The sequence below is a fragment of the Prosthecobacter sp. genome, from assembly GCF_034366625.1.
Taxonomy (GTDB): Bacteria; Verrucomicrobiota; Verrucomicrobiia; order Verrucomicrobiales; family Verrucomicrobiaceae; genus Prosthecobacter.
Genome location: NZ_JAXMIH010000017.1, coordinates 38,883 through 61,860, shown reverse-complemented (window position 1 = coordinate 61,860; position 22,978 = coordinate 38,883). Strand labels below are relative to the sequence as shown.

Genomic DNA, 22,978 nt, shown 5'->3' with positions numbered 1-22,978 from the left:
TGATCGCTTCTGGTGAATGGCCGCTCTTGGCGATCAATACGTCCAGCGCTTCATCAAGCGCTTGGTCTTCATTCGTTTTGGGTCTTCTCATCTGTTCCTGTCCTCGGTCTTGCCCCTCCACACAAACTTTCTGACAGGCTCTATTGCAGGACGGCAACGGCGTGCTGTAACCGCCCCGGCAGCCCTTTTCGGGACACAGCGGGGCGATGCAGGCTCGCTCAGTCCGTCCGTCAGCTTTTGGCGGCGGCTTTTTTCTTCTCGGCCTGAAGGGCGGCTTTGTCGGCGGCGAGCTGGGCCATGGCGGCGGCCTGACGGGCTTTCTGCTTGGCTTCGTATTCGGCGATGGCCTGGGTGCGGGCGGCGGCACGGCGGGCCTTGGCTTCTTCATCGACCGCGCTGTTTTTTTGACGTTCGGCGTCTTGCAGGGCCTTGGCGGCGGCGAGTTCGGCGGCACGCTTTTCCTGGGCGAGCCGGGCGGCTTCCTTTTCAGCAAGGGCTTGGGCCTTGGCGGCGGCTTTTTCGGCCTCCGCCTGCTCTTTGGCGATGCGTGCCGCTTCTTTTTCCGCGAGAGCCTTCACTTTGGCCGCCGCTTTCTCGGCATCGGCCTGTTCCTTGGCAAGACGGGCGGCTTCTTTCTCGGCCAGCGCCTGCGCTTTCACCGCAGCCTTCTCGGCATCGGCCTGCTCCTTGGCAAGGCGTGCGGCTTCCTTGGCCTCGGCGGCGGCGACCATGGCAGCCATGCGTTCCGCGATGGCCTTGTCTTTGGCGGCAGCTTTCTCGGCATCCGCCTGTTCCTTGGCCAGACGGGCGGCTTCCTTCGCCTCGGCGGCAGCAATCTTCGCGGCTTCACGCTCGGCCTGCTCCTGCGCCTTGGCAGCGGCTTTTTCGGCGGCGGCCTGTTCTTTGGCGAGGCGCTCGGCTTCTTTGGCTTCCGCCGCAGCGACTTTCGCGGCCTCCTTTTCAGCCAGCGCCTGCGCCTTGGCCTCGGCGGCGGCCACCATGGCAGCCAGACGTTCGGCGATGGCCCGCTCTTTGGCGGCGGCCTTCTCGGCTTCCGCCTGTTCTTTGGCCAGACGTGCGGCTTCTTTCTCGGCCAGAGCTTGAGCCTTGGCGGCTTCTTTTTCGGCAAGTTCCCTGGCCTTGATGGCAGCAGCAGCGGTTTTGATGGCTTCGAGTTCGAGCAAGGCCTGCGCCTTGGCGGCAGCCGCGGCTTCTTCCTTGGCAATGCGCGCGGCTTCCTTGGCTTCCACGGCGGCGATGCGTGCCGCTTCTTTTTCCGCGAGTGCCTGGGCCTTGGCGGCTTCCTTGGCCACGAGATCGGCGGCGGCCTTGGCTTCCATGGCGGCGGTGAGCTGCGTGACGTGATCGATCAGGCGCTGGCTGAGTTCAGCGGAGGTGGCAGTCAGTGTGGGCGCGGCTTCGGCGAGCACGCGCGGCTCGATCTCAAGCGTTTGGAGTTTCTGGGCGGTGTCGGCAAGAAAGGCGAGGAATTTGGGATCGAGTTTGGTGGTCATTGCGATGGTCGGAAAACGGGCGGGGATGAATGGTCAGAGATGGGCTGGTGTAAAGCGGGGAGGTCAAGAGTCGTCAAGGAATCGTCAAGGAATCGTCAAGTGGTGGTCAAGAGGGTCAAGGCTCGACTCTTGACCATGCTTGACGACGCTTGACCGTTGCTGTGCGACTCCGCCCTCCTCAATCCACAAACAGCATCTCATTCCCCGCCAGCAGCGCCTGCGCATACTGCGACCATGCGGAAGCGTCCTGCTCACGGCCAAGGACGAAAGCTTTCGCCATCCCGGCCTCATGTGCGCTCGGCTGGCGGCCAAACAGGCGCGCATACATCTCCTCAATGCGGTGCGACATTGCCCAACGGCCCAGCACATCCGCCTGCTGCTGCATGAAGGGGGAATTGAGCGCGAACAACCCCTGCAAGGGCGTGATGGTCTCCGTGCGCCATGGATTGTGCGCGCCGGGATCGGGTACGTCGTGAATGCGCAGCATCGGGTCCATGTCCTGGCGATCCGAGGCACCGTAAAGCGAGCGGCGCAGATTCTTGGCGTCGCTGATGGCGGACGCCTGACCGCCCATCTTGAGGTCGATCTGACCCGTGGCGCTGAGGATGGCATCGCGCCAGGCTTCCCAATCGAGACGACGGCGAAGCATCCGGCCGTAGAGCTTGTTTTCGGGATCACGCTTCTCGGATTCGGCGGCCACGCTGCTCTGCTGCCACGTCGCGGAGTTCAAAATCTCACGATGCAGCCACTTCAGCGACCAGCCGTGCTCCATGAAACGACCGGCGAGATCATCAAGCAGCTCGGGATGCGTCGGTGCTTCGCCGAGATTGCCAAACTCGCTCGGCGTATCGACCAAGCCGCGACCGAAGTGGTGCTTCCACACGCGATTCACGATCACCCGCGCCGTGAGCGGTGCGGCATCCTCCACGATGGCCTGCGCCAGTTCCAGGCGACCGCTGCCGGTGTTGAATTTGCGTGGCAAGCCGGTCTTGGATGGGAAGACCGACAAGAAACGACGTGGCACCGTCTCGCCCAAATCATTCGGATTGCCGCGCTTCATCAGCTCCAGATCACGGGCCATGCCCATCTTGAAATCGAGCTTCGTGCCGTGCTCCTTCTCCTTGTTCACGACAAACAGCGCTGCTTCCTCGACTCCGTTTGCCATGAGCATGTTGTAGTGCGGCGTTCTGCTTTTGAGCGCCTCGATCTTCGCCTGCATCGCCGCCGTTTGTTCCTTGAGGTCCTTCGGTTTCTTCTTCGCCAGTTCCTTGATCTGCTTTTCGAGCGATGCCACCGCCGCCCGCGCCTTCTCCACCGGCTTCCAGAACTCATCGCTCATCGTCGGCAGCTCGGAGAGCTTCACGGAGGCGAAGACGCCGGCGAGCGCATAATAATCTTGCGCCGTGATCGGATCGGACTTGTGATCATGGCAGCGGGCACACGCCAGCGTGAGGCCGAGGAAGGTGCGGCCGATGGCATCGACATGCTCCTCCCATTCATCGGCCACGGTCGTCTTGATGATCTCCGGCGGCAGTTGCAGCTCTTTGAAATACGTCGGGCTCAGACCGATGAAGCCCAGCGCCACGCGATCCTTCGGCCCGCACTCCGGCAGGAAGTCAGTCGCGAGTTGCCGCACGACGAAGCGGTCATACGGCATGTCCTCATTGAGTGCTTGCACCACCCAGTCACGATACAGGTACGAGAACTTCGTCGAATCGAGCCAGTCCGGCGTGATGTCCGTGTAGCGCGCCAGATCCAGCCAGTGGCGTGCCCAGCGCTCACCGTAATGCGGACTGCGCAGCGTTTCATCCACCATGCGATTCCACGCCATCGGCGGACTCTCGGCCGGCGGCAGCCCTGTGAGGTCAAAGGCCAGCCTGCGGCTCAAAACACGCGCCTCAGCCTGTGGCACCGGTTTCAGCCCGGCGGCCTCCATCTTGGCGAGGATGAAGTAGTCGATCCGCGTCTTCGGCCATGCCGCATCCTTCACCTTCGGCAAGGCCACGCGCTTCAACGGCGCAAAGGACCACGGCACCGGTTTCGGCCCTTCGTCTTTCTTGGCGAAGACAAAGCCTGCCGATGCCAGCAGCATCAGCAACACCTTCGATCCAGTTCTGAAAGCCGGTAAAATCACCCCCAAACTACACCGCTCGCCCCGCAGAGCTTTCATCCCTGGCATTCGTCATTCTGAATTCGTCATTCGGCATTCCTTGGCCGCCTTGTGAATTTTTTCACAAATCCCGGTTGCCGCGCCTTTTCGCACTGGAATACTGACGCCCATGGCCTCCCCCGTCCAGTATCTCCCCGGCAAAGAACCGCATGCGCGCGAGAAGCGCCTCATCTTCAAAAACATCGACCGCGTCGGCTTCGATCCGTCCATTGAGTGCTACCTGAAGGACGGCGGTTACGAGCAGCTCAAGAAGGCGCTCAAGATGGAGAAAACGGCCATCATCAACGAAGTGAAAGCCAGCGGCCTGCGCGGTCGTGGCGGTGCGGGCTTTCCCACCGGCGTGAAGTGGGGCTTCATCCCGCCGACGAACACCAAGCCGGTCTATCTCATCTGCAACGCGGACGAATCCGAGCCCGGCACCTTCAAGGACCGCTACATCATGCATCAGGACCCTCATCAGTTGATTGAGGGCATGGCCATCTCCTGTTTCGCCGTGAACGCGAAGCTGTCCTACATCTACGTGCGCGAGGAGTTCCCGCACGCCGCCAAGATCCTCGAAAAGGCCATCGCTGAAGCCCACGCGAAAGGTTTCCTCGGCAAGAACATCCTCGGCTCCGGCTTCGACTGCGAGATCTACGTCCATCGCGGCGCCGGTGCCTACATCTGCGGTGAAGAAACCGGCCTCATCGAGTCCCTCGAAGGCAAGCGCCCCTACCCGCGCATCAAGCCGCCGTATTTCCCCGCCGCGCTCGGCCTTTACATGAGCCCGACCATCGTGAACAACGTCGAGTCCCTCTGCCATGTGAAGCACATCATCGCGATGGGCGGCGCGGAGTACGCCAAGCTCGGCACCCCGAACAACACCGGCACCCGCATCCTCTGCGTCAGCGGCGATGTCGTGAACCCCGGCTACTACGAAGTCGAAGTCGGCAAAGTCACCATGGGCGAGGTCATCGACGTGCTCTGCGGCGGTCTCAAACCCGGCCGCAAGCTCAAGGCCATCATCCCCGGCGGCAGTTCCTCCAAAGTGCTGCGTGCCGATGAGACGTACAAGCTCAAGGACGGCCGCGAGATCGGCATCATGGACATCCCGATGGACTTCGACACCATGGCCCAGTGCGGCACCATGGCCGGCTCCGGCGGCGTCATCATCATGGATGACAGCCGCAGCATGACCTGGGTCATCAACAACCTGAACGCCTTCTACGCCCACGAATCCTGCGGCCAATGTACGCCCTGCCGCGAAGGCAGCCTGTGGATGAAGAAAATCAGCGACCGCATCGTCGCTGGCGACGCCAGCCCCGACGACGTGGACACGCTGGAGACCGTCGCCAACCAGATCGAAGGCAAGACCATCTGCGCCTTCGGCGAAGCCGCCTCCTGGCCCACCCAAAGCTTCATCAAGAAATTCCGCGACGAACTCAAAGGCGACTGCAAACCCGACCTCGCCGGCAAAATCGTGGCCGAAGAAACGCTCGTGGCTGCGGCGGGGTTGGTGGTTTGATGTGGAGCGCCGACGAGTCGTCGGCGCTTAACAGCAAACTCGACATTCACGACAGTCATCGGGTAAAACACACCCATGACTGACGAACAGCGCATTGATCGCATGGCGGGGTGCTCGCGCCTTGGCAAAGGAGTGCTCGCCATCGGTGCTTTTATTCTGGCTGCACTTTGCCTGCTTAGCATGAACCGCTGTTTTTATATGACGGATGTCAATGGCCTCCATATGGAAGTTTTACAGACGGCCCAAGACCTCAGCGTGGCGGTATCTTCATACGCCGAGGAATATCACCGATTCCCCATAGAAGAGACCCATTCAAAAGCCGCCGACACCTCCTTCCGCTCCCGCGGAACCTTGCTGCCGACTCTGATTGGAGAGGAAACTTCCGAACTCAATCCTCGAACAATCAAATTTACTGAGTTTCGCATAGCCAAAGACCGTAAATTTGGCCTCTGGCAAGACGGCGAAGAATGGGTGCTCAGCGACCTCTGGGGCGAGCCGTACTATATCGTTCTCGATACGAATGAGGACAACATGATCGCGAATCCCAACCTGGGCGCGGCAAAGTCGCTTTCACAGATCCCCGCAAAAGTCATCATCTACTCCTCCGGCCCGGATCGCGATCCCAAGACCTGGCACGACAACATCTGCTCCTGGCGTAATTGAGTCAGAGACCTCATTTGAAGGCCATCGGCCTTCCGTCATGCAGCCCCAGGATGCCGAGCCTTGGCGAGCGCTTCCTGGGGAATTCGGCACCCAGCGTTTATAAGAGCATGAACCTCAACGAGGTTCCGTCACTGGCATGGTTCTGTGCTACCATCCTGGCTGACGGGACCACGTTGTGGTCCAAGGACGTGAAGGATGGTTGATGCTCGTCGATCCCAAGGGAGCCTCGCCAAGGCTCAGCACCCTTGGGCTGCAATACGCAAACCCGTTGGGTTTGAAGACACTGAACGGATTCAATTCAGCGCAGACTCACTCCGCCTTCCTCACCACCCGCACCGCGTAGATTTTCGCGGTGAGTTCGCTGAGCTTCACCGGCTTGTCATCATCCCGCAGCGGATCACGCACGAGGTAATCCTGGCCCTCTTTGCCGACAACAACGCACCAGTGCTGGATGCCGCCGAGGAGGAAATACTTCACCACGGGATAGGCCCCGTGCTGCAACGCGTCATCCATCGCGGCATGGCTCGGTGTATCGTGATACTCCGCCGTGATCTGGTTCTCCGTCACACGCGGCAGCGCATTCCACACCACCCAGCCTTGCGGCAGAAAGCCATCGGCCTTCTTCAAACGCGTGTTCAGCTCCTGCGGCGTCACCTTAACGCCCAGATTCGAGCAGGCCATCGCCACACTGGTCACGAGGCAGCCGTGACTGCCCAGCGTGCCGCTGGAGGCACCCAGTTGATCCGCTGCCCAGCGTTTATCCTTCTGCAAAAACGTCTTCCCGCCATCCGGCAGCCGGATGTGCAGATCTTTGCCGCCGACCGACGGGATTGAGCGCGCCATACGCACCCAGCACGTCCGCAGCATCACACAACTGGTCGCCACGGTCACCAGCACCAACAGCCCGATGACAGCGTAGCGACGCATGCGCACCGATTAGTGCTTCGCCTCTTCCTTCTTGCCGTGCTCGCCTTCGGCGGCGTGGGAGTCGCCGTGCTTCTGATACTTCTCATGCAGCACCTGGGTTTCTTTCCAGGAGTGCTTCCCGCAGGAAACGGAGGCAAAGATGAACGCGGCGGCGCAAAAGAGGATCGGGGCGGTTTTCATGAGGTTTTCGAGGCCGCCATCCTATCGCCCGATGCCCCTCGCGCAAATGGCAATTCAGCCCGTACGTTGTTCACGCTTTAGCGTGTTTCTGCCCGCACTACCACCCGCGCATCCAGCGCCACGATACCCTCCGGCGACGCCAGCAGCGGATTGATGTCCAGCTCCACAATGCGGCGTTCCGTATGCACGAGGCGGGCGAAACGCACCAACACATCCTCCAGCATCGCCAGATCCACCGGCGGACGTCCACGCACGCCGCGCAACACCTTGAAAATCTTGGTCTGCTCCATCCAGCGACGTGCCAGCGCCCGGTTCAGCGGCGGCAGGACCAGGGCGCGATCTTGAAACACCTCCACCAACGTGCCGCCAGCGCCGAACAGCAGCACCGGGCCGAACTGCGCGTCCGTGCTCGACCCGAGGATCAATTCGGTGCCCTGGCGTGTCACCATGCGTTGCACCGTGACGCCCTCAAACGCGGCGATGTCATGCAGCTTCGTCACATTGTCACGGATCAAGCGCCATGCGTGCCTCACGGCTGCGGCATCGTGAAGATTGAGCTGCACGCCGCCGCAGTCGCTTTTGTGCGTGATCGTCGGCGACAGCAGCTTCGCCACCACCGGAAAACCCAGCGCCTCCGCCGCGGCCACCGCTGCGTCTTCGCCATAAGCCGCGTGCGTCTCCACAATCGGAATCCCGGCGGCAAACAGCACCTGCTTGGCCTCCAGCTCGGTCAGCAGCGTGCGTCCGCTTTTCAGCACAGCGTCGATCATGTCACCGATCACCGAAGGCAGCTCTTCCACATCCTCCGCATGCGCCGCGAGCGACTCGTTGAGCCAGAACAACCGCAAACGCCGCTCCCGCATGCGCACAAAGGCCTGCGCTGCTTCGTCGGGATAATCATACGTCGGAATGCCCGCCGCGTTCAGGATCGCGCGTCCTTCATTCACGCTCTGCGCCCCCATCCAGCTCGTCAGCAGCGGCTTGCCGTTCTCTTGCGCGATCTTCACCACTTCGCGGGCGATGGCCGTCGGATGGGTCATCGCCTGCGGCGTCAAAACAGCCAGCACACCGTCCACGTTCGCGTCATTTTTTACGACACGCAGCGCTGTGGCAAAACGATCTGCATCCGCATCGCCTAGCACATCCACCGGATTGTGATGGCTCCAATGCGCGGGCATCACCTCATTCAGCGCCTCCAGCGTGTCGTCCGAAAGCTCCGCCACCTCGCCGCCCCCGAGAACAAGCGCGTCAGTTGCTAGCGCACCGGGGCCACCGGCATTCGTCACGATGGCCAGACGCGGCCCCGCAGGCAGCGGTTGCTTGGAAAGCACCTCCGCCATGTCGAACAGCTCCTCCACTGTGTCCACGCGCAGCACGCCGCTTTGCCGCAACGCCGCATCCAGCACCGCATCGCTGCCGGTCATCGCGCCGGTATGCGATGCGGCAGCCTTCGAGGCCTCCGCCGTGCGGCCGACCTTGATCACCACGATCGGCTTATGCGCCGCCACCTCACGCGCCGCCTCCAGAAACGCCGCTGCATCGCCGCCCACGGATTCCATGTACATCACGATGCTCTCGGTGTGCGGATCGTTGCCAAAATGCCGGATCAAATCGCCCCAGCCCACGTCCGTCATCGCCCCGGTCGAAACAAACGCGCTGAACCCGACATGCTGTTCGTGACTCCAATCGAGAATCGCCGTACACAACGCTCCGCTCTGGCTCAGGAAGGCCACACGCCCCGGCCGCGCCATGCTGCTGGCAAAGGTCGCGTTCAAGCCCGCATGTGGATTCATCAACCCAAGGCAGTTCGGTCCGATCACACGCACGCCATGCCGTTTCGCGGCTTCAAGCACGCGCTTCTCCAACTCCGCGCCCTCCGCACCGGTTTCCTTGAACCCCGCCGAGATCACCACCACCGCCTTCACTCCCGCCGCACCGGCTTCTTCAACAATCTGCGGCACCGTCGCCGCTGGCGTCACAATGATCACCAGTTCCGGCACCTCCGGCAGCGCCGCGAGGTTTGGAAACGCCTTCACGCCAAGAATCTCCGCCCGCTTCCCATTCACCGGAAACACCGCACCGCCAAACCCACGCAAGTTCTCCCAAATCGCCCGCCCCACGCTGCCCACACGCTCCGTGGCTCCGATCAAGGCAATGCTGCGCGGCTGGAAGAAGGATTCGAGAGACATCAGCGCATTCTACGCGGTGAATCGGTAGCGTCTCAGCGAGAGTTGCGCTGTTCTGAGATCATTCTGGCATTAACCCTTTGCTCGATTTTGTTTAGTGCAGTGTTCACTTTAGAAATAAACCAGTTTCCGCATCAAGAGGAAGAGGTCTCCGATACATCCATTTGGGTTTTAAAGGCGCGTTCCAAGTCATGATCATGTGAGACATGCGTTGAGCTAACTCGCTGCTCGACAAACGTTTCTTCGCCCCTTTGAGCCAATCCTCACGCAATCCCGGAGTATCGTCATAGCCGTACTCACAACTGCAATCTTCACAGATCGAATATGAGCCAGCGAGTTCATCCACCGAGTATGACTCCGACCAAGGGCCTTGGCCGCAGATCGGGCAGTACGAAATCCGAGTTGTAGCATCAAGACCCCACTGCTCGATCAAAGGAGCTGTCGAGTAACGATGCTTTCCTCGAAAGCCGCAATGATCACACTCGCACAGAGTCAGTGATCCTGGCCATCCCTGATCACCACTCGGCCACTGATTGAAAAAATCAGGAAAAAACCAAAGGATAACACGTCCGTTATGATCAGTGTTAATTTCCACGCGCTTACCATGACGAGCGTAATGATCCTGATATGAGGCAATATCTTCAGGTTTGATGTTGAGAAAATCCAGTGGGAAGGAAGCAGTTGCTTCTTCACCACATCCTGGGCAGACAACTTCGGATATGGACGGAGCCAGAACAGGCTTCCAGGTATTTAAGATCGACATCGGATAAATTACTTTGCTGCACTATTGGATTGGAAACAATTCTGTCGAGTCTGACTCCGCCTCACCCGCACAACACGAGCCACAGGCTGCATAGCAGTCATCGCAGATGAACTCGTCACCAAATTTCACTGCATGGGGTTTGCCGCAGCGTTCGCAGGCAGGTTGAGGTTGCTCCACGGCGGGCGTGGGTGGATGGATCGGCTCGTCACTCATGCGTCATCTCCTGCTTCTTTGCCTCGCTTTCGCTGGTTTTGCCAGCGCCCAAAACACCGATCCGTTTCCCAACCCGCCAAACGTGAAGGGCATCCAAGTGCAGATGACGGATGACGCGCTGGCGCTGGGGATTCATCATGCGACGATCAATGTGAACATCACCGCGCTGTATTCGCCACAGTCGAAGCCGGAGGCGGGTGAGTTCGTGTGGAACCAGGGTTACCTCGCGTCGCTGGACCGGCAGATCAAACCACTCTCGGACGCGGGAATCATCGTTTACCTGATCATCATCGCCTACCCGTCGAAAAATCCGGCCATCGACGCGGTGGTGCTGCATCCGGGGCACCGGCAGGACTACAAGTTCACCGTCGGCGCGGTGAACACGGCGAACCGCTTCTTTCCCGCCGTGATCGGCATGCTGGCGGAGCGCTGGAGCAGCGCGCATCCCGAGCATGGCCGCGTGTGGGGCTGGATCATCGGCAACGAGGCCAATTCACACTTCCTCTGGAACAATCTGGGCCTCGCACCGCTCGAAACAGCGGTGTCGGAGTATGAAAAGGCCGTGCGCCTCGCACATGAGGCCATCCGCAGGCATTCGCAGCAAGCGCGGGTGTATTTGTCCTTCGATCATCACTGGAGCATCGGCATGCACAATGTCAGCCCGCAGGAAGCGACCCCCGGACGCGACTTTCTCGACACCTTCGCGCGTCTGGCGCGCGAACGCGGTGACTTCGATTGGAACGTCGCGTGGCATCCTTATCCCGAAGACTTGGGCAATCCACGAGCGTGGGCGGACAAAAACGTCACGCACGCCGATGACACGATCAAAGTGACCTTCAAGAATCTCGACGTGCTGCCGAAGCACCTCGAAAAGTCCGAGCTGCTTTATCAAGGCAAGCCGCGTCGAATCATCCTCAGCGAGCAGGGCTTTCACACGCTGCTCACGCCGGATGGTGAGAAGCTGCAAGCCGCCGCCTACGCCTATGCGTGGGAGAAAATCCAGCCAATGCCCACCGTCGATGCCTTCATCTACCACCGCCATGTCGATCATGCCCACGAGGGCGGCTTGCGGCTGGGATTGTGGCGCAATGCGCCGAACTCAGTTGCCGATCCGCACAGCAAGAAGCTGATTTATGAGCTCTTCAAGAAAGCCGGAACGCCTGAATGGCGCACGGCGGCAGATACGCTGCTGCCAGTGACGGGATTGAAGGCGTGGAATGAGTGATGCAACGCCGAAAAAAATCAGCCGGGCGTTGCGGCCCGGCTGATGAGATTGGGAGATGGGACACGGGCTGGAAAGCCCGTGCTACGTCATGCCTTCGGCGTGTCGGCGGTGCTTTCGGGGAGCTTTGGTGCCTTGATGTAGTCGGTGGGAAGGTCGCCCTTCAATGACTTGAGGAAGGTGACGATGGAGGAGGTCTCCTCGTCGGTGAGCTGCTTGCCGAGCTGGTATTCGGCCATCTTCTTGACCATTTCATCGAGCGCCTTCACGGAGCCATCATGGAGGTAAGGGCCGGTCTCGGTGATGTTGCGCAGACTGGGGACTTTGAAGAAACCTTTCTCACCGTCATTCTTGGTCACATCGCCACGGCCATTGTCCTTGAGATCAGGCCAGGCCTTCACGAGACCGAGCTTCTGATACATCATGCCGCCGACGCCGGGGCCGTTGTGGCAGGTGACGCAGCCGGTCTTGGCGAAGGTGGCGAAACCTTTCTTTTCCGCGACGGAGAGCGAGTCTTTGTTGCCCTTGAGGAAAACATCCCACTTGCCGGGGGTGAGGAGTCCGCGCTCGAACGCGCCGACGGCCTTGCCGAAGTTGTCATACGTGATGGGATCCGCCTCGCCGGGGAAGGCTGCTTTGAAGCCTTCGACGTAGCCGGGCATGCTCTTGAGCACTTTCACGACGAAGTCGGCGCTGGGCATGCCCATTTCGACAGGGTTGAGCACAGGGCCTTTGGCCTGCGCTTCGACGGTGGGCTCACGGCCATCCCAAAACTGGGCGATGTGGATGGCGGCGTTGTAAGTGGAGGGAGAGCTGCGTCCGCCGAGCTTGCCTTCGTGGCCGGGGGAGAAGGGCAGGTTGTCCTGGCCGTACTTGTCGAGCATGTGGCAGGAGTTGCAGGAGAGCTTCTCGCCCTTGGAGATGCGGTTCTCAAAGTAGAGCTGGCGTCCGAGGTTGATCTTCGCCTCGGTGAGTTCATTGTCAGGTGCCAGCACCTGGGCGGGCAGAGGCTGGAACATCGGGAGGAAGGCCTCGGAGAGATCAGCCTGCGCGAAAGCGGAAGCGGTGCTCAATCCGGCGACGAGGGCGAGGATGCGGGTGGTGTGGTGCATGAGATGGATGGTAAAAAGCGCGTCTCGATACGTGGCGCGGATGAGGATGGTTTCAAGTGATTGCACCGTGACATGAGATGAGACGGATTCTCTTCTCCGCAGGCTTTCATTCCGGATTCAACGATGTGATTGACGAAAATGCAGCATGGCGGCTAGGCTGAACAAATGATTTCAAAAACTCTCTTTTTGCTGCTGGTGGCGGTTGGTTTCTCGATGGCGCAAGAACCGGTGGGCGATGGCAAGGCCGACGACACGGCGGCGATCCAGCGGCTCTTTGACACCGGTGGCAGTGTGAAACTGGCCAAGGGCACTTACCGGCTCACAAAAACACTGACCGTGGACCTGACGAAGACAGGATTCGCGGCTTTGAGCGGCGATGGCACGGCGCGACTGCTGATGACCGCTGCCGGGCCGGCGCTGCATTTCATCGGCACGCATGAAGGCTCGGCTGCACCGAGCACCTTCAAGCCGGAAGTGTGGGCCAACGAGCGTACGCCGATGGTGGAGGGCGTTGAAATCGTGGGAGCGCATGCCGAAGCGGACGGGATCGAGGCCACGGGCACGATGCAGATCACGCTGAGCCGCGTGGTGGTGCGCGAGTGCCGGCATGCGGTGCATTTGACGAAGCGAAACCGCAACGTGCTGATCTCCGCGTGCCATTTCTATCACAACACGGGAGTCGGTGTGTTTTACGATGATGTGAACCTGCACCAGTCAAACATCGCGGGCAGCCACATCAGCTACAACGGCGGCGGCGGCGTCGTTTCGCGCGGCGGGAACGTGCGTAACCTGCACATCGGCACCTGCGACATCGAGGGCAACCACGCGAAGGACGGCCCGCCAAGCGCAAACATCGAGCTCGACTCACGCGGTGGCTCCATCGGCGAGGTGGCGGTCACCGGCTGCACCATCCAGCACACGAACAAATCACCGGATTCCGCGAACATCCGCATCATCGGCGCGGGCACGGATGAATCCCTGCTGCGCCGTGCCGGGCGCGAGCACACGCGTGAGGGCAACGTGACGATCAGCGCGAATGTGTTCAGCGACGTGCAGGTCAATATAGAGATCCGCCATGCACGCGGCGTGGTGATCACGGGCAACACCTTCTGGGAAGGCTTCCAGCACGACCTGCTGGTGGAGGACAGCGGCAACATCGTGGTGACCGCCAACAACTTTGACCGCAATCCCCGTTACCTCGTGAACGGCAACGACAATGCGGAAAAGAACGGACTCGTCTTCCTGCGCTGCGAGGACAGCATCATCAGCAACAACGTGATCTCCGGCGTGTGGAAGAAACGCGCGGCGGTGGACATCGAATCCGGCAACCGACTGCAAATCAGCCACAACAGCGTACTGGACAGCGATGGCGTGGGCATCCGTCTGGAAAAAGTGACAAACAGCCTGATCTCGGAGAACATCATCCGCGATGACCGTGAGCCTGACAAACGCAGCAAGGAGGCATCACTCGTGTTTGTAGGCGGCAAGGCGAATGTGATCGGACAGAACGTCATCGGGAACAAGCAGGAGGCACGTTGAGGCGGGATGACCGTCGCGAGCGCCACATCCCTGCTTGCGAGTGCGCACTGGCGCATGCTGCTGCACAAGCTGCGCTTTGGTTTGCGCGAAAACCGGCTGCTGAGCGTGACGGTGGGATCGTTTCTCGTCCTGTATGGAGTCGCGGCGTATTTTCTGGTGGCGCGCGGGCTGGAGTTCGTCGCAAAGCTGCCGCTAGTCGGGCCGCTGCTGACAGAGCGGATGGTGTTTCTGCTGTTCTTTTTCTTTTTCGTGATGCTGGTCATCTCGAATGCCACGATCACGGGCATGGGCCTGTTCCGGCGGAAGGACATGGAATGGCAGGTGGCGCTGCCACTGCCCCCACGCAGCCTGGTGCTGTGGAAGACGCTGGAAGGCATGCTGCTGGCGAGCTGGGGCCTGCTGGTGCTCAGCGCACCGATCCTGCTGGCGCTGGCGCGCATTTATGAGGCGGATGCGCGCTTCATGCTCGCCGTGGTGCCCGCGCTGCTGTCGCTGGTGACGATTGCGGCGAATGTTTCGACCTGGCTGCTGATCGCGCTGGTGCGCTGGTCGAAACGCTGGATGTGGAAACCGGTGGTGGCGGTTGCAGTGCTGCTGCTGGTCCGAACGCTGCCGGTTTGGAACTCAAGTTTCGACAAGCTGAACTCGGGCGATCTCAGCGCGAGTTTGAATCAAATCCTGCGGCATACGGAAATCTGCATGCACCCGCTGCTGCCGAGTTCCTGGGTGGCGGAGACGATCCAGGCCGCCGGACGCGGCATGGTCGAGCGCACGGTGTTTTTCAATCTCGTGCTGCTCGCCTACGCGCTGATGAGCATCGTGATCACCACCCGCATCGCGGGCGCTCACTTTTACCCCGCCTGGAACCGCATCATGAGCGCGGCGCCAGGAACGGACAAGGCGGCGGAAAATCCAAGGTTTCGTGCCCGACCAGGACGCGTCACCGAATGGTTGCGCCGCATGCTGGCGCTGGACCGTGCCTCCTTTGCCCTGCTGGTAAAGGAAGTCCGCACCTTTGTGCGCGAACCGGTGCAGTGGGGCCAGACGGCGATCATCTTCGGCCTGTTGTTGATGTATTCGATGAACCTGCGCAAGCTGGGCTACGACCTGCAAAGCCCGTTCTGGATCACGGTGGTGAGTCATCTGAACCTGCTGGTCTGCTGTCTGGCGCTGTCCACCCTGACCACGCGTTTCATCTACCCGCAATTCAGTCTCGAAGGGCAGCGGCTGTGGATTCTGGGGCTTTCGCCTCTGCCGCTGCACCGTGTGCTGGCTTTGAAGCTGCGTTTGAGCGCCAGCGTGCTGGCGCTCCTCATGATTGCGCTCGTGGTCGTGTCGGGAGTGTCGCTGGCGTTGCCGTGGAAGCGCATTCTGTTCTTCAGCGCGGCCATTTTGATGCTGAGCTACGGGCTGACCTCGCTGGCGCTGTCCCTCGGCGCCTTGGTGCCGAACTTCCGCGAATCGAACCCGGCACGCATCGTTTCAGGCTTTGGCGGTACGGTCTGCCTCATCGCCAGCTTCGTTTACATCGTCTGTGGGATGGCTTTGCTGGTAATTCCGTCCTGGCAGAATCTCAAACAGGATGCCGTAGCCTTGGTGGGTCATGACGGGCGGATCGAGCTGGTCGCCCTGGGTGGACTGGCTGTGCTGACCGTGGTTTTTGGAGGGCTCCCGTATTTTTTTGCCAAGAAGCGGACGAAAAATCTGGAATATTTAAGACATCTGTAGTATTTCCGTGCTGAAAATAATTTCCAGCACTCCCATGATCACCCGCAAAGCACCCGTTCCGGCCACGGCATCCGGCCACATGAACGAGAATCTCCTCGTCTTCGAAGATGCTCCTGAATTCATGGATGGCCATGCCGCCGGCGGCTCGCTCGACAACGTCGATCTCAAGGTCAAGGCCGCCCAGGAACAGCTTCTGCAACTCCGCCTTCAGCAGGAGGAGATCGAACGCCAAAAGCAGCATCTCGAAGCCCTGCGCATCAAGCAGGAGCGCTTCGTCGCCGGAAAGCGTGATCTGCTCGAAAAAATCGGACGCTCCGCCGGTCACGTCGAACGTGAGCTCTACGACGCCCAGAAGCGGGTCGAAGAACTCTCGGTCACCCACGATGAATTTCGCCGCCACCTGGAGATTTTGAAATCGTTGCAGCCTGAGAAGTGGCACCGCTCGCAGGTGAATGAGGAACTCGACAATGCCCTGGCAGCCATCGAGGACGCGGAAAACGATTTTGCCAAAGGCATCCGCCGCCTGCATGCCATGGGGCCGCAGGAAGCCGTGACCAGCGGATCAAGCAGTCTTGATGACGCGGATGCGCCGGTGCTGTCTTCCTTCACCGGCAATTCCGATGATCTGCTGGCCTGGCTGCGTCGCGGTTTCGCCTTCACGTTGCCGCTGATGGGCACGGTGCTCGTCGCCATCGTTCTGATTCGTCTGATGTTCTGATTTTGCCCACCTCTCACCTCCCACGCATATGGCTCTGTTCTCCGGCAACCGCAAAGTACGCTCCCGCCGTCCGAAATCCGCGCAGGAGTTGAAGCAGGAACCTTCCCCGCGCAGCAAATCGCGGCATCTCGACAAACGTGCGGTCGAAGTGAACAGCGAGATCCACCGTCTGGAGTGCTACATCACTGCCGCCCCTCGCTTGCAGCATCAGAACCGTCTCGCCAACGTGAACATGGTGCCGCCGATGGAACTTTCCTCTCCTGCGCGGCGTCATCGCCGCGTGCCAATCGCCCAGCGTCGCGCCCGCCGCAGCGAACGCCTGCGCCTTTTGATGGAAGGCACGCTGGTCATCGGCTCGATTGCGGCCGTGGTCGGCTGGCTGAATCAGTGGTTCCATTTCTGGAACTGAAGCCAGCCCAACAGTTTCCAAGCATCAAAAAAGCCGAACCACGAGGTTCGGCTTTTTCGTTTGGGAGAGTATTTGGGCACTCATCATGCCTTGCCCCAGCGCTTCAGCAGCGTGGTGGCCATGTCGGCGGGCGAATCGGAAACGGCGATGCCGCATTCTGCCAAAATACGCTTCTTCGCAGCCGCGGTGTCATCCGCTCCGCCAATGATCGCACCGGCGTGGCCCATGCGGCGTCCGGGAGGAGCGGTGGCACCCGCGATGAAGGCGGCGATCGGCTTCTTGCAGTTGTCTTTGGCCCAAAGTCCGGCTTCGACTTCCGCAGTACCGCCGATTTCGCCGATCATGATGATGGCTTCGGTTTCGGGGTCGTCATTGAACATCTTGAGCACGTCGAGATGGTTGGTGCCGTTCACCGGGTCACCACCGATGCCGACGCAAGTGCTCTGACCGTAGCCGCGGGTCGTGAGCTGCCACACCGCCTCATAGGTGAGCGTGCCGGAACGGCTGACGACACCGACATTGCCGCGCTTGTGGATGTAACCCGGTGCGATGCCGATGCGGCAGCCGCCGTGAGATTTGTCACCACGTCCTGGAGTCACCAGACCGGGGCAGTTTGGACCGATGAGACGGGTTTTGCTGCCCTGCATGGCCGCTTTGACACGAATCATGTCATTGATCGGAATGCCTTCAGTGATGGCAACGACGAGCGCGAGTCCAGCATCAACACCTTCGAGAATCGCATCCGCAGCGAACGGCGGCGGCACAAAGATCACACTGACCGTCGCGCCGGTTTCACGGGCAGCTTCGGCCACAGTGTCAAACACCGGCACCTTCTTGCCGCTGTGTTCAAACACCTGTCCGCCTTTGCCCGGCGTCACGCCCGCGACGAGCTGCGTGCCGTAGTCGATGGAAGCCTTGGCATGACGCGAACCGAAATCGCCGGTGATGCCTTGAACAAGAATGCGAGTGTCAGTTTCAACGAGAATGGCCATCGGGGAGATTCGGTAAGAGGGTTTTGGGGCGGGGAAAGCCGCGCATCATAGAAGTCTGCCCCGCTGCGTCAAGGCGGTGGCGGAACATTCTCAAAGCAGCCGCCACAGTTTCGGCGCAAAAACGGCCAAGCCTACCCCCAAAGCCGCCAGCGCCGCCATCAGCACAGCGGCGGCGGCGGCGTCCTTCACACGGCGGATGGATTCCTCCCGCTCCAGCGTGACGCGGTCTGCCAGCATTTCGAGCGCCGTGTTCAGCAGTTCCGCCACCCACACCAAGCCCATGGCCAGCGCCACGGCACACCATTCCCAAGTCTCGATCTTCAACCCCAAGCCAAACACCACCACCAGCGCTGTGGCGATGGCATGAGCCTGGACATTGCGCTGGCTCTTCAGTGCCCACCACAAACCTGCCAGAGCAGGGCCGAAGCTGCGGAACACCGAAACGAGCCAGGAGAGCATGCGATGCGTCAGAGGCGGCAATTACTTGCCGATGGGCGTTTCGACCGTCCCCGCAGGAGCCACTTGCTTCAATATCCCTTTGAACTCCTCCAGCCATCCGGCGGCATCCGAGTGGTTGGGGTTGTTCTGAATGGTCTTCAGCATGTCGGCAAGGGCGTTGACGGCAGTGATGTTGTTGCCCACAAGATAGTTGTCTTTGGCCCATTGCAACCGTGGTCCCTCCTCCTTGAAATACAGATCAAACTCCGTCTGGCTCATCCCGGCCTTGTGCAGCGCCATTTCGGCATTGATGCGGGCATCCCACTGGGCGGGCAGTTCGTCCGGTTTCTCCGCGAGATAGTAAGGGAAAATGACCGTGGAATAAATGCCGCCCACATTCAGCGGCGAGTACTCCCATTCCTTGCGATCCAGATAATCCTCCAGGAGATATGCCTTGGTAAACTCCGTTCCTTTGACCGGCTGGCGCAGCATCGCCCCGAGCTGTCCGCCAACGGCCGGGCCGCCGCCTGGACCTCCCCGTCCCTGGCCACCACCTTGACCACCACCTTGACCACCACCCTGGCGGGCTCCGCCTTTGCCCGCATCCTTTTCCTCCACCGCCCCGGAGGCCGTGTGCTTCATCGTGGCTTGCACGGCGGTGATCGCCTTGCCCAGAAAGGCCTGTAAGGCCGTCACCAGCGGTGCCATTTTCTTCTGATCATTGACGCCCTGCGCCTGGATCGTCAGCACCAGGTACTCCAGTTGCAGCAGCAGCCCCTTTCTGAAATCCTCGTCCTTCAGCCGGGCCTCGTTCTTGTCACGCCAGTCCATGAACTCCGTCTGCTTCAAATCCCGGCGATCAAAGTTCTCCAGCTTGTAGCAGTCCAAGTAGAGCGCCAAAGCATCACTCTCGCTGGCCATCGCTGCGCGGAACTTTGTCAAGGCCGCGCCAAGAATCGCACCACGTCCCTGGCCGATTAGCGCCTGCGCCTTCTCCAGTTCCTTCAGGATGTGCTCGGTCTGGGCCGGCGTGAGCAACACTTGAGGCACAGCGGAGGCATCGGCCGTAGCAGCGGGGACTTCGGCCGCCGCCGCAGCGGGCGTTTGGGCGGGGGCGGGAGAGGCCAGCAGCACGGCCAGCACGGGCAGGAGGAGGGTCGATTTCATGGTTGGAAGCACTAAACACAGCAAAACGCCGACAGAAGCAGGAAAAAAACTCGGACGGTGAATATCTTTGTCCTCAACGTCTCATCGCGTCGTAAACTTGGGCTTGGCTGAACAAACGCATCGCTTATCTGTCCCACTGCTTCCCCATGACACGCCCCGCCATCCTCCTCCTTCTCCTTTCCTTCGTCGCCCTGCCCGTGCTCGCCGCTGACAAGCCCGTCACCACCTACGTCGCTGAAATGACCGGCATGGTTTGCGCTGGTTGCAAGGATCACGTCACCGCCTCCTTCACGAAGCTCGAAGGCGTCTCCAACGTAGAGATTGTGGCCGGCGACAAACCCGGCACGCAGAAAGTCACCGTCATCACCACCGCGACCAGCCTCACCAAGGAGCAGGCCGTCGCCGCTCTCGGCACCTCCGCCTCCACCTACGTGGTGCATGCGTGGAAGAAGTCCGAATAACCGGCCTCTCGCAGGCAGAATCAGCTTGCCTGTGCCTTCGCCTGCGCCACTATCCGCGCTCTCCTTTCGCAGGAGCCAGAGTTTGGACAGGTGTCAGAGTGGTCTAATGAGCACGCCTGGAAAGCGTGTGTACCCTAATCCGGTACCGAGGGTTCGAATCCCTCCCTGTCCGCCATCTCGCGTCACTGCGCAGCAGTGAAAAAGAGGGATGAGGCGCAGCCTTCGAGGGGAACTCTGGCAAAAATGCCCACGTTTCTCTCTTTGGGATTCAAACCTGCACCAAACCCCGCCGAATCGCCTCTGCCGTGGCCTGGGCGCGGTCGTTGACTTTGAGCTTCATCAAGATGCGGCTGACGTGCTGCTTCACGGTGTCCTCGCCGATGCCGAGAGTGGCGGCGATTTCCTTGTTGGCGTTGCCTTGCGTGATCAGGGTGAGAATTTCACGCTCGCGGGGGGTGATTTCGGGCTCGGCGAGGCGGTCTTTGAGGCGTTGGGCGATGTCGGCGGGCAAACTGCGCTCGCCTTGGGCGACGGTGCGAATGGCGGCGAGGAGGTCGTCGCGGGAGGAGGATTTCTGGAGGTAGCCGAGGGCTCCAGCCTTCAGCGCGGCGTGGATTTCTTCATCGCGGGCGAAGGTGGAGAAAATGAGGACACGGGCGGTGGGATGCTCGCGAATCAATGCAGCAGTGGCTTCAATGCCGCTGATGCCGGGAAGTTGGAGGTCCATGAGGACTATGTCCGGCTTCTTCTTCGCAAAGAGTTTGGCGGCGTCTTCACCACGATCGGCTTCGCCGACGACTTTGAGGTCATCTTCGAGTTCGAGCGATGCCACGAGACCGCTACGGACAACAAAGTGATCGTCGATAAGAAGGAGAGTGATAGGAGAGGCGGGCACGGTGGGAAAGGTCAAGGAGTCAACGGTCAAGAGGTCAAGGGGAGCGTGATCGTGATGTTGGTGCCTTGGCCGGGCTGGCTTTTCCACTCAGCTTCGGCTCCGATCTTGCGGCAGCGCTCCCGGATGCCGATACAACCGAAGTGGCCGGGTTTGCCGTGGGTTTCGGCCTCAGCGGCGAAACCGCAGCCATTATCGATGATGCGGAGGGTGAGGAGTGATGGAGTGGTGGAGAGATGGAGGGTGATTGCGGTGGCCTGGGCGTGCTTGAGGGCGTTGGTGATGGCTTCCTGGGCAATCATCCGCAGGTGATGGGTCACAGGGGATGGAATGGGAGGAATGGGAGTGATGTCGAGGGTGATGGCGACGCCATCAGGGGCGCGGTCTGCGAGGAGTTGGAGGGCTTCGGCGAGGGTGGTGGCATGCTCGGTGTCGCGCAGGTCGGAGACGAGGTTGCGAGCCTCGCTTTGGATGCGGGAGACGAGGCTGCGGCTTGTTTCGAGCAGAGTGCGGGCTTTGTCCTCCAGCGGACGTGTGGTGGCTGCATCGAGACGGAGGGAGAGACCGGTGAGTTCTTGTTCGAGCGTGTCATGGAACTCGCGGGCGATGCGCTGGCGTTCCTCAAGCGTGGCCTGCTGGACGATTTTGCGTTCGAGGCGTGTGATCTGGCGGCGCTGCTGGGTGATCCAGAACAACGTGAGCGAAACGAGGGCACCGAGGATGGTGATGGCGATGACGAGGCGCTTGGCATCCCAAAATGGCGCGGTGCTGAGCACTTGGATGTCGTTAATGGAACGCAGGAGCAGCGAGGCGCGGTCGGGCTCGGAACGGAAGCCTTTGTCCGTGGTGGCGGATTCGACGAGGCAGATGCCGGTGAGTTTGCAGGAGGAGCCGATTTCGAGCGATGGCGCGGATGTTTGCAGCAGGAATGCGCGGATGGAGGTGCTGCCGGAGGTGAGGCGCAGTTCGTAACCGTCGTTGGTGCGGAAATAATCGTTCAGAACAGCCGGATCGGTGAGCTGAACGAGATCCGCATCATGGGAGCCGTCTTGGAACTCTTTGAGCGAAACAAGCGAGGCAGCAGGCAATTCGGCGGGTTCGGCGGAAAGCACGAGTGAATCAGCCAAGGAGGCGCTGAAGCCAGTCATGACGGGAAAGCCGGTGATTTCGGCGAGATGACCTGGCGTTAGATTCACCGGTGTGGTGAGACGAATCGCGATGGAGGGCGATTGCGGAGGCTTGGGAGGTTCGTCCTTCGGTTTTTCGCGTGGCGGCGGCGGTGGCGTCGAATCACGCAGGAAAACGCGGCCATCGTTGAATGCGGCGAGCACGGTGCCGCGAATGCGGGCGCGATGGTGCGGCTCGTCGGCAGCTCCAAAGCGCAGCAGGGTGGCGACGGAGATGATGGGAAGCGATTCTGGCGCGGTGGTGGGTTGATTGATTTCGACATCGCTCCAATCGGTGACGCGCAGATACGGGAAGACGAGCTGGCGACGGTCATTGATGCCACCGGCGGCGAGGGCGGTGATGCGGAGGCGGGCATCGACCACTGAGGGCGCGGATTCGGGTGGTGAATCGAGGCGGACTTCGATCACGCGGCTGCCCATCGCGAGACGTAGAAGCGAGCGGTTTTCATCGAGCGGCGTCAAAGTGCGGCCCAGTCCTTCAGCCATGACGCGTTGATAGTGGAAGCGGCCGGCGGCGAGGTCGTCGTAGGTCGCGGATACGGCAGCAGGAGGCGATTCGTGGCCCAGGATTTCGAGTTCGGTGACATCGACACCTGGAAAGTAGAGCCCGGCGAGCGTGGTGCCCTTCACGCGCACGCGATCACCGACGCGGAGGTCATTGCGGGCAGGTTTGAAGTGCAGATGAGTGCCTGCGCTGTCGTCTTGAACAAAAACGGTGCCACCGCTTTCGACGAAGCCGACGGTGGCGGTGAGTTCGACGGACAGCTTTTCCAAACTGCGCTCATACGACAATGTGCGGATGTCGATGGCGCGGCTCAGCTCAGCTGAGAATGACGAATGCAGAGCCGAGCAAAGCGAGACAGCCAGCACCGCGAAGCGTGTGCTGCCCCAAAGGGTGGAGCGAAGCGAAGCAATGATGAATGACGAAATCAAGCTGGCGAGACGCCAGCCGAATCCATTCGTCATTCGCCATTCGGGCTTCGTCATTGTGAG

20 protein-coding genes and 1 tRNA gene are annotated in these 22,978 nt (G+C 60.6%); 9 read left to right on the top strand and 12 right to left on the bottom strand.

The annotated features are described in order from the left end of the window. Positions 1-230 precede the first annotated feature (230 nt). The gene (locus U1A53_RS18810) at positions 231-1,514 is read right to left on the bottom strand and encodes a hypothetical protein (protein WP_322283368.1); all 1,284 of its coding nucleotides are present in this window, start codon (positions 1,512-1,514) and stop codon (positions 231-233) included. A gap of 178 nt (positions 1,515-1,692) precedes the next feature. Continuing rightward, a complete protein-coding gene (locus U1A53_RS18805; RefSeq protein WP_322283367.1) occupies positions 1,693-3,606 on the bottom strand; it encodes a DUF1549 and DUF1553 domain-containing protein in 1,914 nt (637 codons plus the stop codon). Between the two features lie 187 nt (positions 3,607-3,793). Here U1A53_RS18805 and nuoF point away from each other — a divergent pair, with 187 nt between their 5' ends. Then, on the top strand, positions 3,794-5,188 hold the full coding sequence (gene nuoF / locus U1A53_RS18800) for an NADH-quinone oxidoreductase subunit NuoF (protein WP_322283366.1): 1,395 nt from the start codon (positions 3,794-3,796) through the stop codon (positions 5,186-5,188). A gap of 75 nt (positions 5,189-5,263) precedes the next feature. Continuing rightward, on the top strand, positions 5,264-5,851 hold the full coding sequence (locus tag U1A53_RS18795) for a hypothetical protein (RefSeq protein ID WP_322283365.1): 588 nt from the start codon (positions 5,264-5,266) through the stop codon (positions 5,849-5,851). 309 nt (positions 5,852-6,160) lie between these two features. Here U1A53_RS18795 and U1A53_RS18790 read toward each other — a convergent pair whose 3' ends face one another. From U1A53_RS18790 to U1A53_RS18775, 4 genes are all read right to left on the bottom strand, one after another. After that, a complete protein-coding gene (locus U1A53_RS18790; RefSeq protein WP_322283364.1) occupies positions 6,161-6,778 on the bottom strand; it encodes a hypothetical protein in 618 nt (205 codons plus the stop codon). Positions 6,779-6,787: 9 nt separating this feature from the next. Continuing rightward, complete coding sequence (locus U1A53_RS18785; protein ID WP_322283362.1) at positions 6,788-6,958, bottom strand: hypothetical protein; 171 nt, start codon at positions 6,956-6,958, stop codon at positions 6,788-6,790. A gap of 77 nt (positions 6,959-7,035) precedes the next feature. Continuing rightward, entirely contained in the window at positions 7,036-9,147 is a 2,112-nt protein-coding gene (locus U1A53_RS18780) for an acetate--CoA ligase family protein (protein WP_322283361.1), read from the bottom strand. A 103-nt stretch (positions 9,148-9,250) separates the two neighbouring features. After that, on the bottom strand, positions 9,251-9,907 hold the full coding sequence (locus U1A53_RS18775) for a hypothetical protein (RefSeq protein ID WP_322283360.1): 657 nt from the start codon (positions 9,905-9,907) through the stop codon (positions 9,251-9,253). A gap of 211 nt (positions 9,908-10,118) precedes the next feature. On the opposite strand from U1A53_RS18775, the gene U1A53_RS18770 reads away from it, so the two are divergent. Further along, positions 10,119-11,345: a DUF5722 domain-containing protein gene (locus U1A53_RS18770; RefSeq protein WP_322283359.1), complete on the top strand. Its 1,227-nt coding sequence runs from the start codon at positions 10,119-10,121 to the stop codon at positions 11,343-11,345. 86 nt (positions 11,346-11,431) lie between these two features. On the opposite strand, the gene U1A53_RS18765 is transcribed toward U1A53_RS18770, so the two are convergent. Next, entirely contained in the window at positions 11,432-12,454 is a 1,023-nt protein-coding gene (locus tag U1A53_RS18765; RefSeq protein WP_322283358.1) for a cytochrome c peroxidase, read from the bottom strand. 165 nt (positions 12,455-12,619) lie between these two features. Here U1A53_RS18765 and U1A53_RS18760 point away from each other — a divergent pair, with 165 nt between their 5' ends. From U1A53_RS18760 to U1A53_RS18745, 4 genes are read left to right on the top strand one after another with little or no spacing between them, the layout of a single operon-like run. After that, positions 12,620-13,993, top strand: a complete 1,374-nt coding sequence (locus U1A53_RS18760) for a right-handed parallel beta-helix repeat-containing protein (protein ID WP_322283357.1) — start codon at positions 12,620-12,622, stop codon at positions 13,991-13,993. Between the two features lie 6 nt (positions 13,994-13,999). Continuing rightward, the gene (locus U1A53_RS18755) at positions 14,000-15,721 is read left to right on the top strand and encodes a hypothetical protein (protein WP_322283356.1); all 1,722 of its coding nucleotides are present in this window, start codon (positions 14,000-14,002) and stop codon (positions 15,719-15,721) included. Between the two features lie 34 nt (positions 15,722-15,755). Further along, positions 15,756-16,439 (top strand): hypothetical protein, encoded by a 684-nt coding sequence (locus U1A53_RS18750; protein WP_322283355.1) that lies wholly within the window; start codon positions 15,756-15,758, stop codon positions 16,437-16,439. A 28-nt stretch (positions 16,440-16,467) separates the two neighbouring features. Then, positions 16,468-16,848 carry a hypothetical protein gene (locus U1A53_RS18745; RefSeq protein ID WP_322283353.1) on the top strand — a complete coding sequence of 127 codons (381 nt, stop codon included), beginning with the start codon at positions 16,468-16,470 and terminating at the stop codon, positions 16,846-16,848. 83 nt (positions 16,849-16,931) lie between these two features. Here U1A53_RS18745 and sucD read toward each other — a convergent pair whose 3' ends face one another. The 3 genes from sucD to U1A53_RS18730 form a co-directional block, all read right to left on the bottom strand. After that, complete coding sequence (sucD, locus tag U1A53_RS18740; protein ID WP_322283351.1) at positions 16,932-17,840, bottom strand: succinate--CoA ligase subunit alpha; 909 nt, start codon at positions 17,838-17,840, stop codon at positions 16,932-16,934. Positions 17,841-17,930: 90 nt separating this feature from the next. Beyond that, a complete protein-coding gene (locus U1A53_RS18735) occupies positions 17,931-18,299 on the bottom strand; it encodes a diacylglycerol kinase family protein (protein WP_322283349.1) in 369 nt (122 codons plus the stop codon). Positions 18,300-18,320: 21 nt separating this feature from the next. Further along, the gene (locus U1A53_RS18730; protein WP_322283347.1) at positions 18,321-19,445 is read right to left on the bottom strand and encodes a hypothetical protein; all 1,125 of its coding nucleotides are present in this window, start codon (positions 19,443-19,445) and stop codon (positions 18,321-18,323) included. A 146-nt stretch (positions 19,446-19,591) separates the two neighbouring features. Here U1A53_RS18730 and U1A53_RS18725 point away from each other — a divergent pair, with 146 nt between their 5' ends. Further along, a complete protein-coding gene (locus tag U1A53_RS18725; protein ID WP_322283346.1) occupies positions 19,592-19,906 on the top strand; it encodes a heavy-metal-associated domain-containing protein in 315 nt (104 codons plus the stop codon). 84 nt (positions 19,907-19,990) lie between these two features. Further along, a tRNA-Ser gene (locus U1A53_RS18720) sits at positions 19,991-20,081 on the top strand. A 93-nt stretch (positions 20,082-20,174) separates the two neighbouring features. Here the strand turns inward: U1A53_RS18720 and U1A53_RS18715 are convergent. Both U1A53_RS18715 and U1A53_RS18710 read right to left on the bottom strand, forming a co-directional pair. Further along, positions 20,175-20,801: a response regulator transcription factor gene (locus U1A53_RS18715; protein ID WP_322283344.1), complete on the bottom strand. Its 627-nt coding sequence runs from the start codon at positions 20,799-20,801 to the stop codon at positions 20,175-20,177. Positions 20,802-20,827: 26 nt separating this feature from the next. Beyond that, positions 20,828-22,972, bottom strand: coding sequence for a sensor histidine kinase (locus U1A53_RS18710; protein ID WP_322283342.1), 2,145 nt, complete (start codon positions 22,970-22,972; stop codon positions 20,828-20,830). Positions 22,973-22,978: the final 6 nt, after the last annotated feature.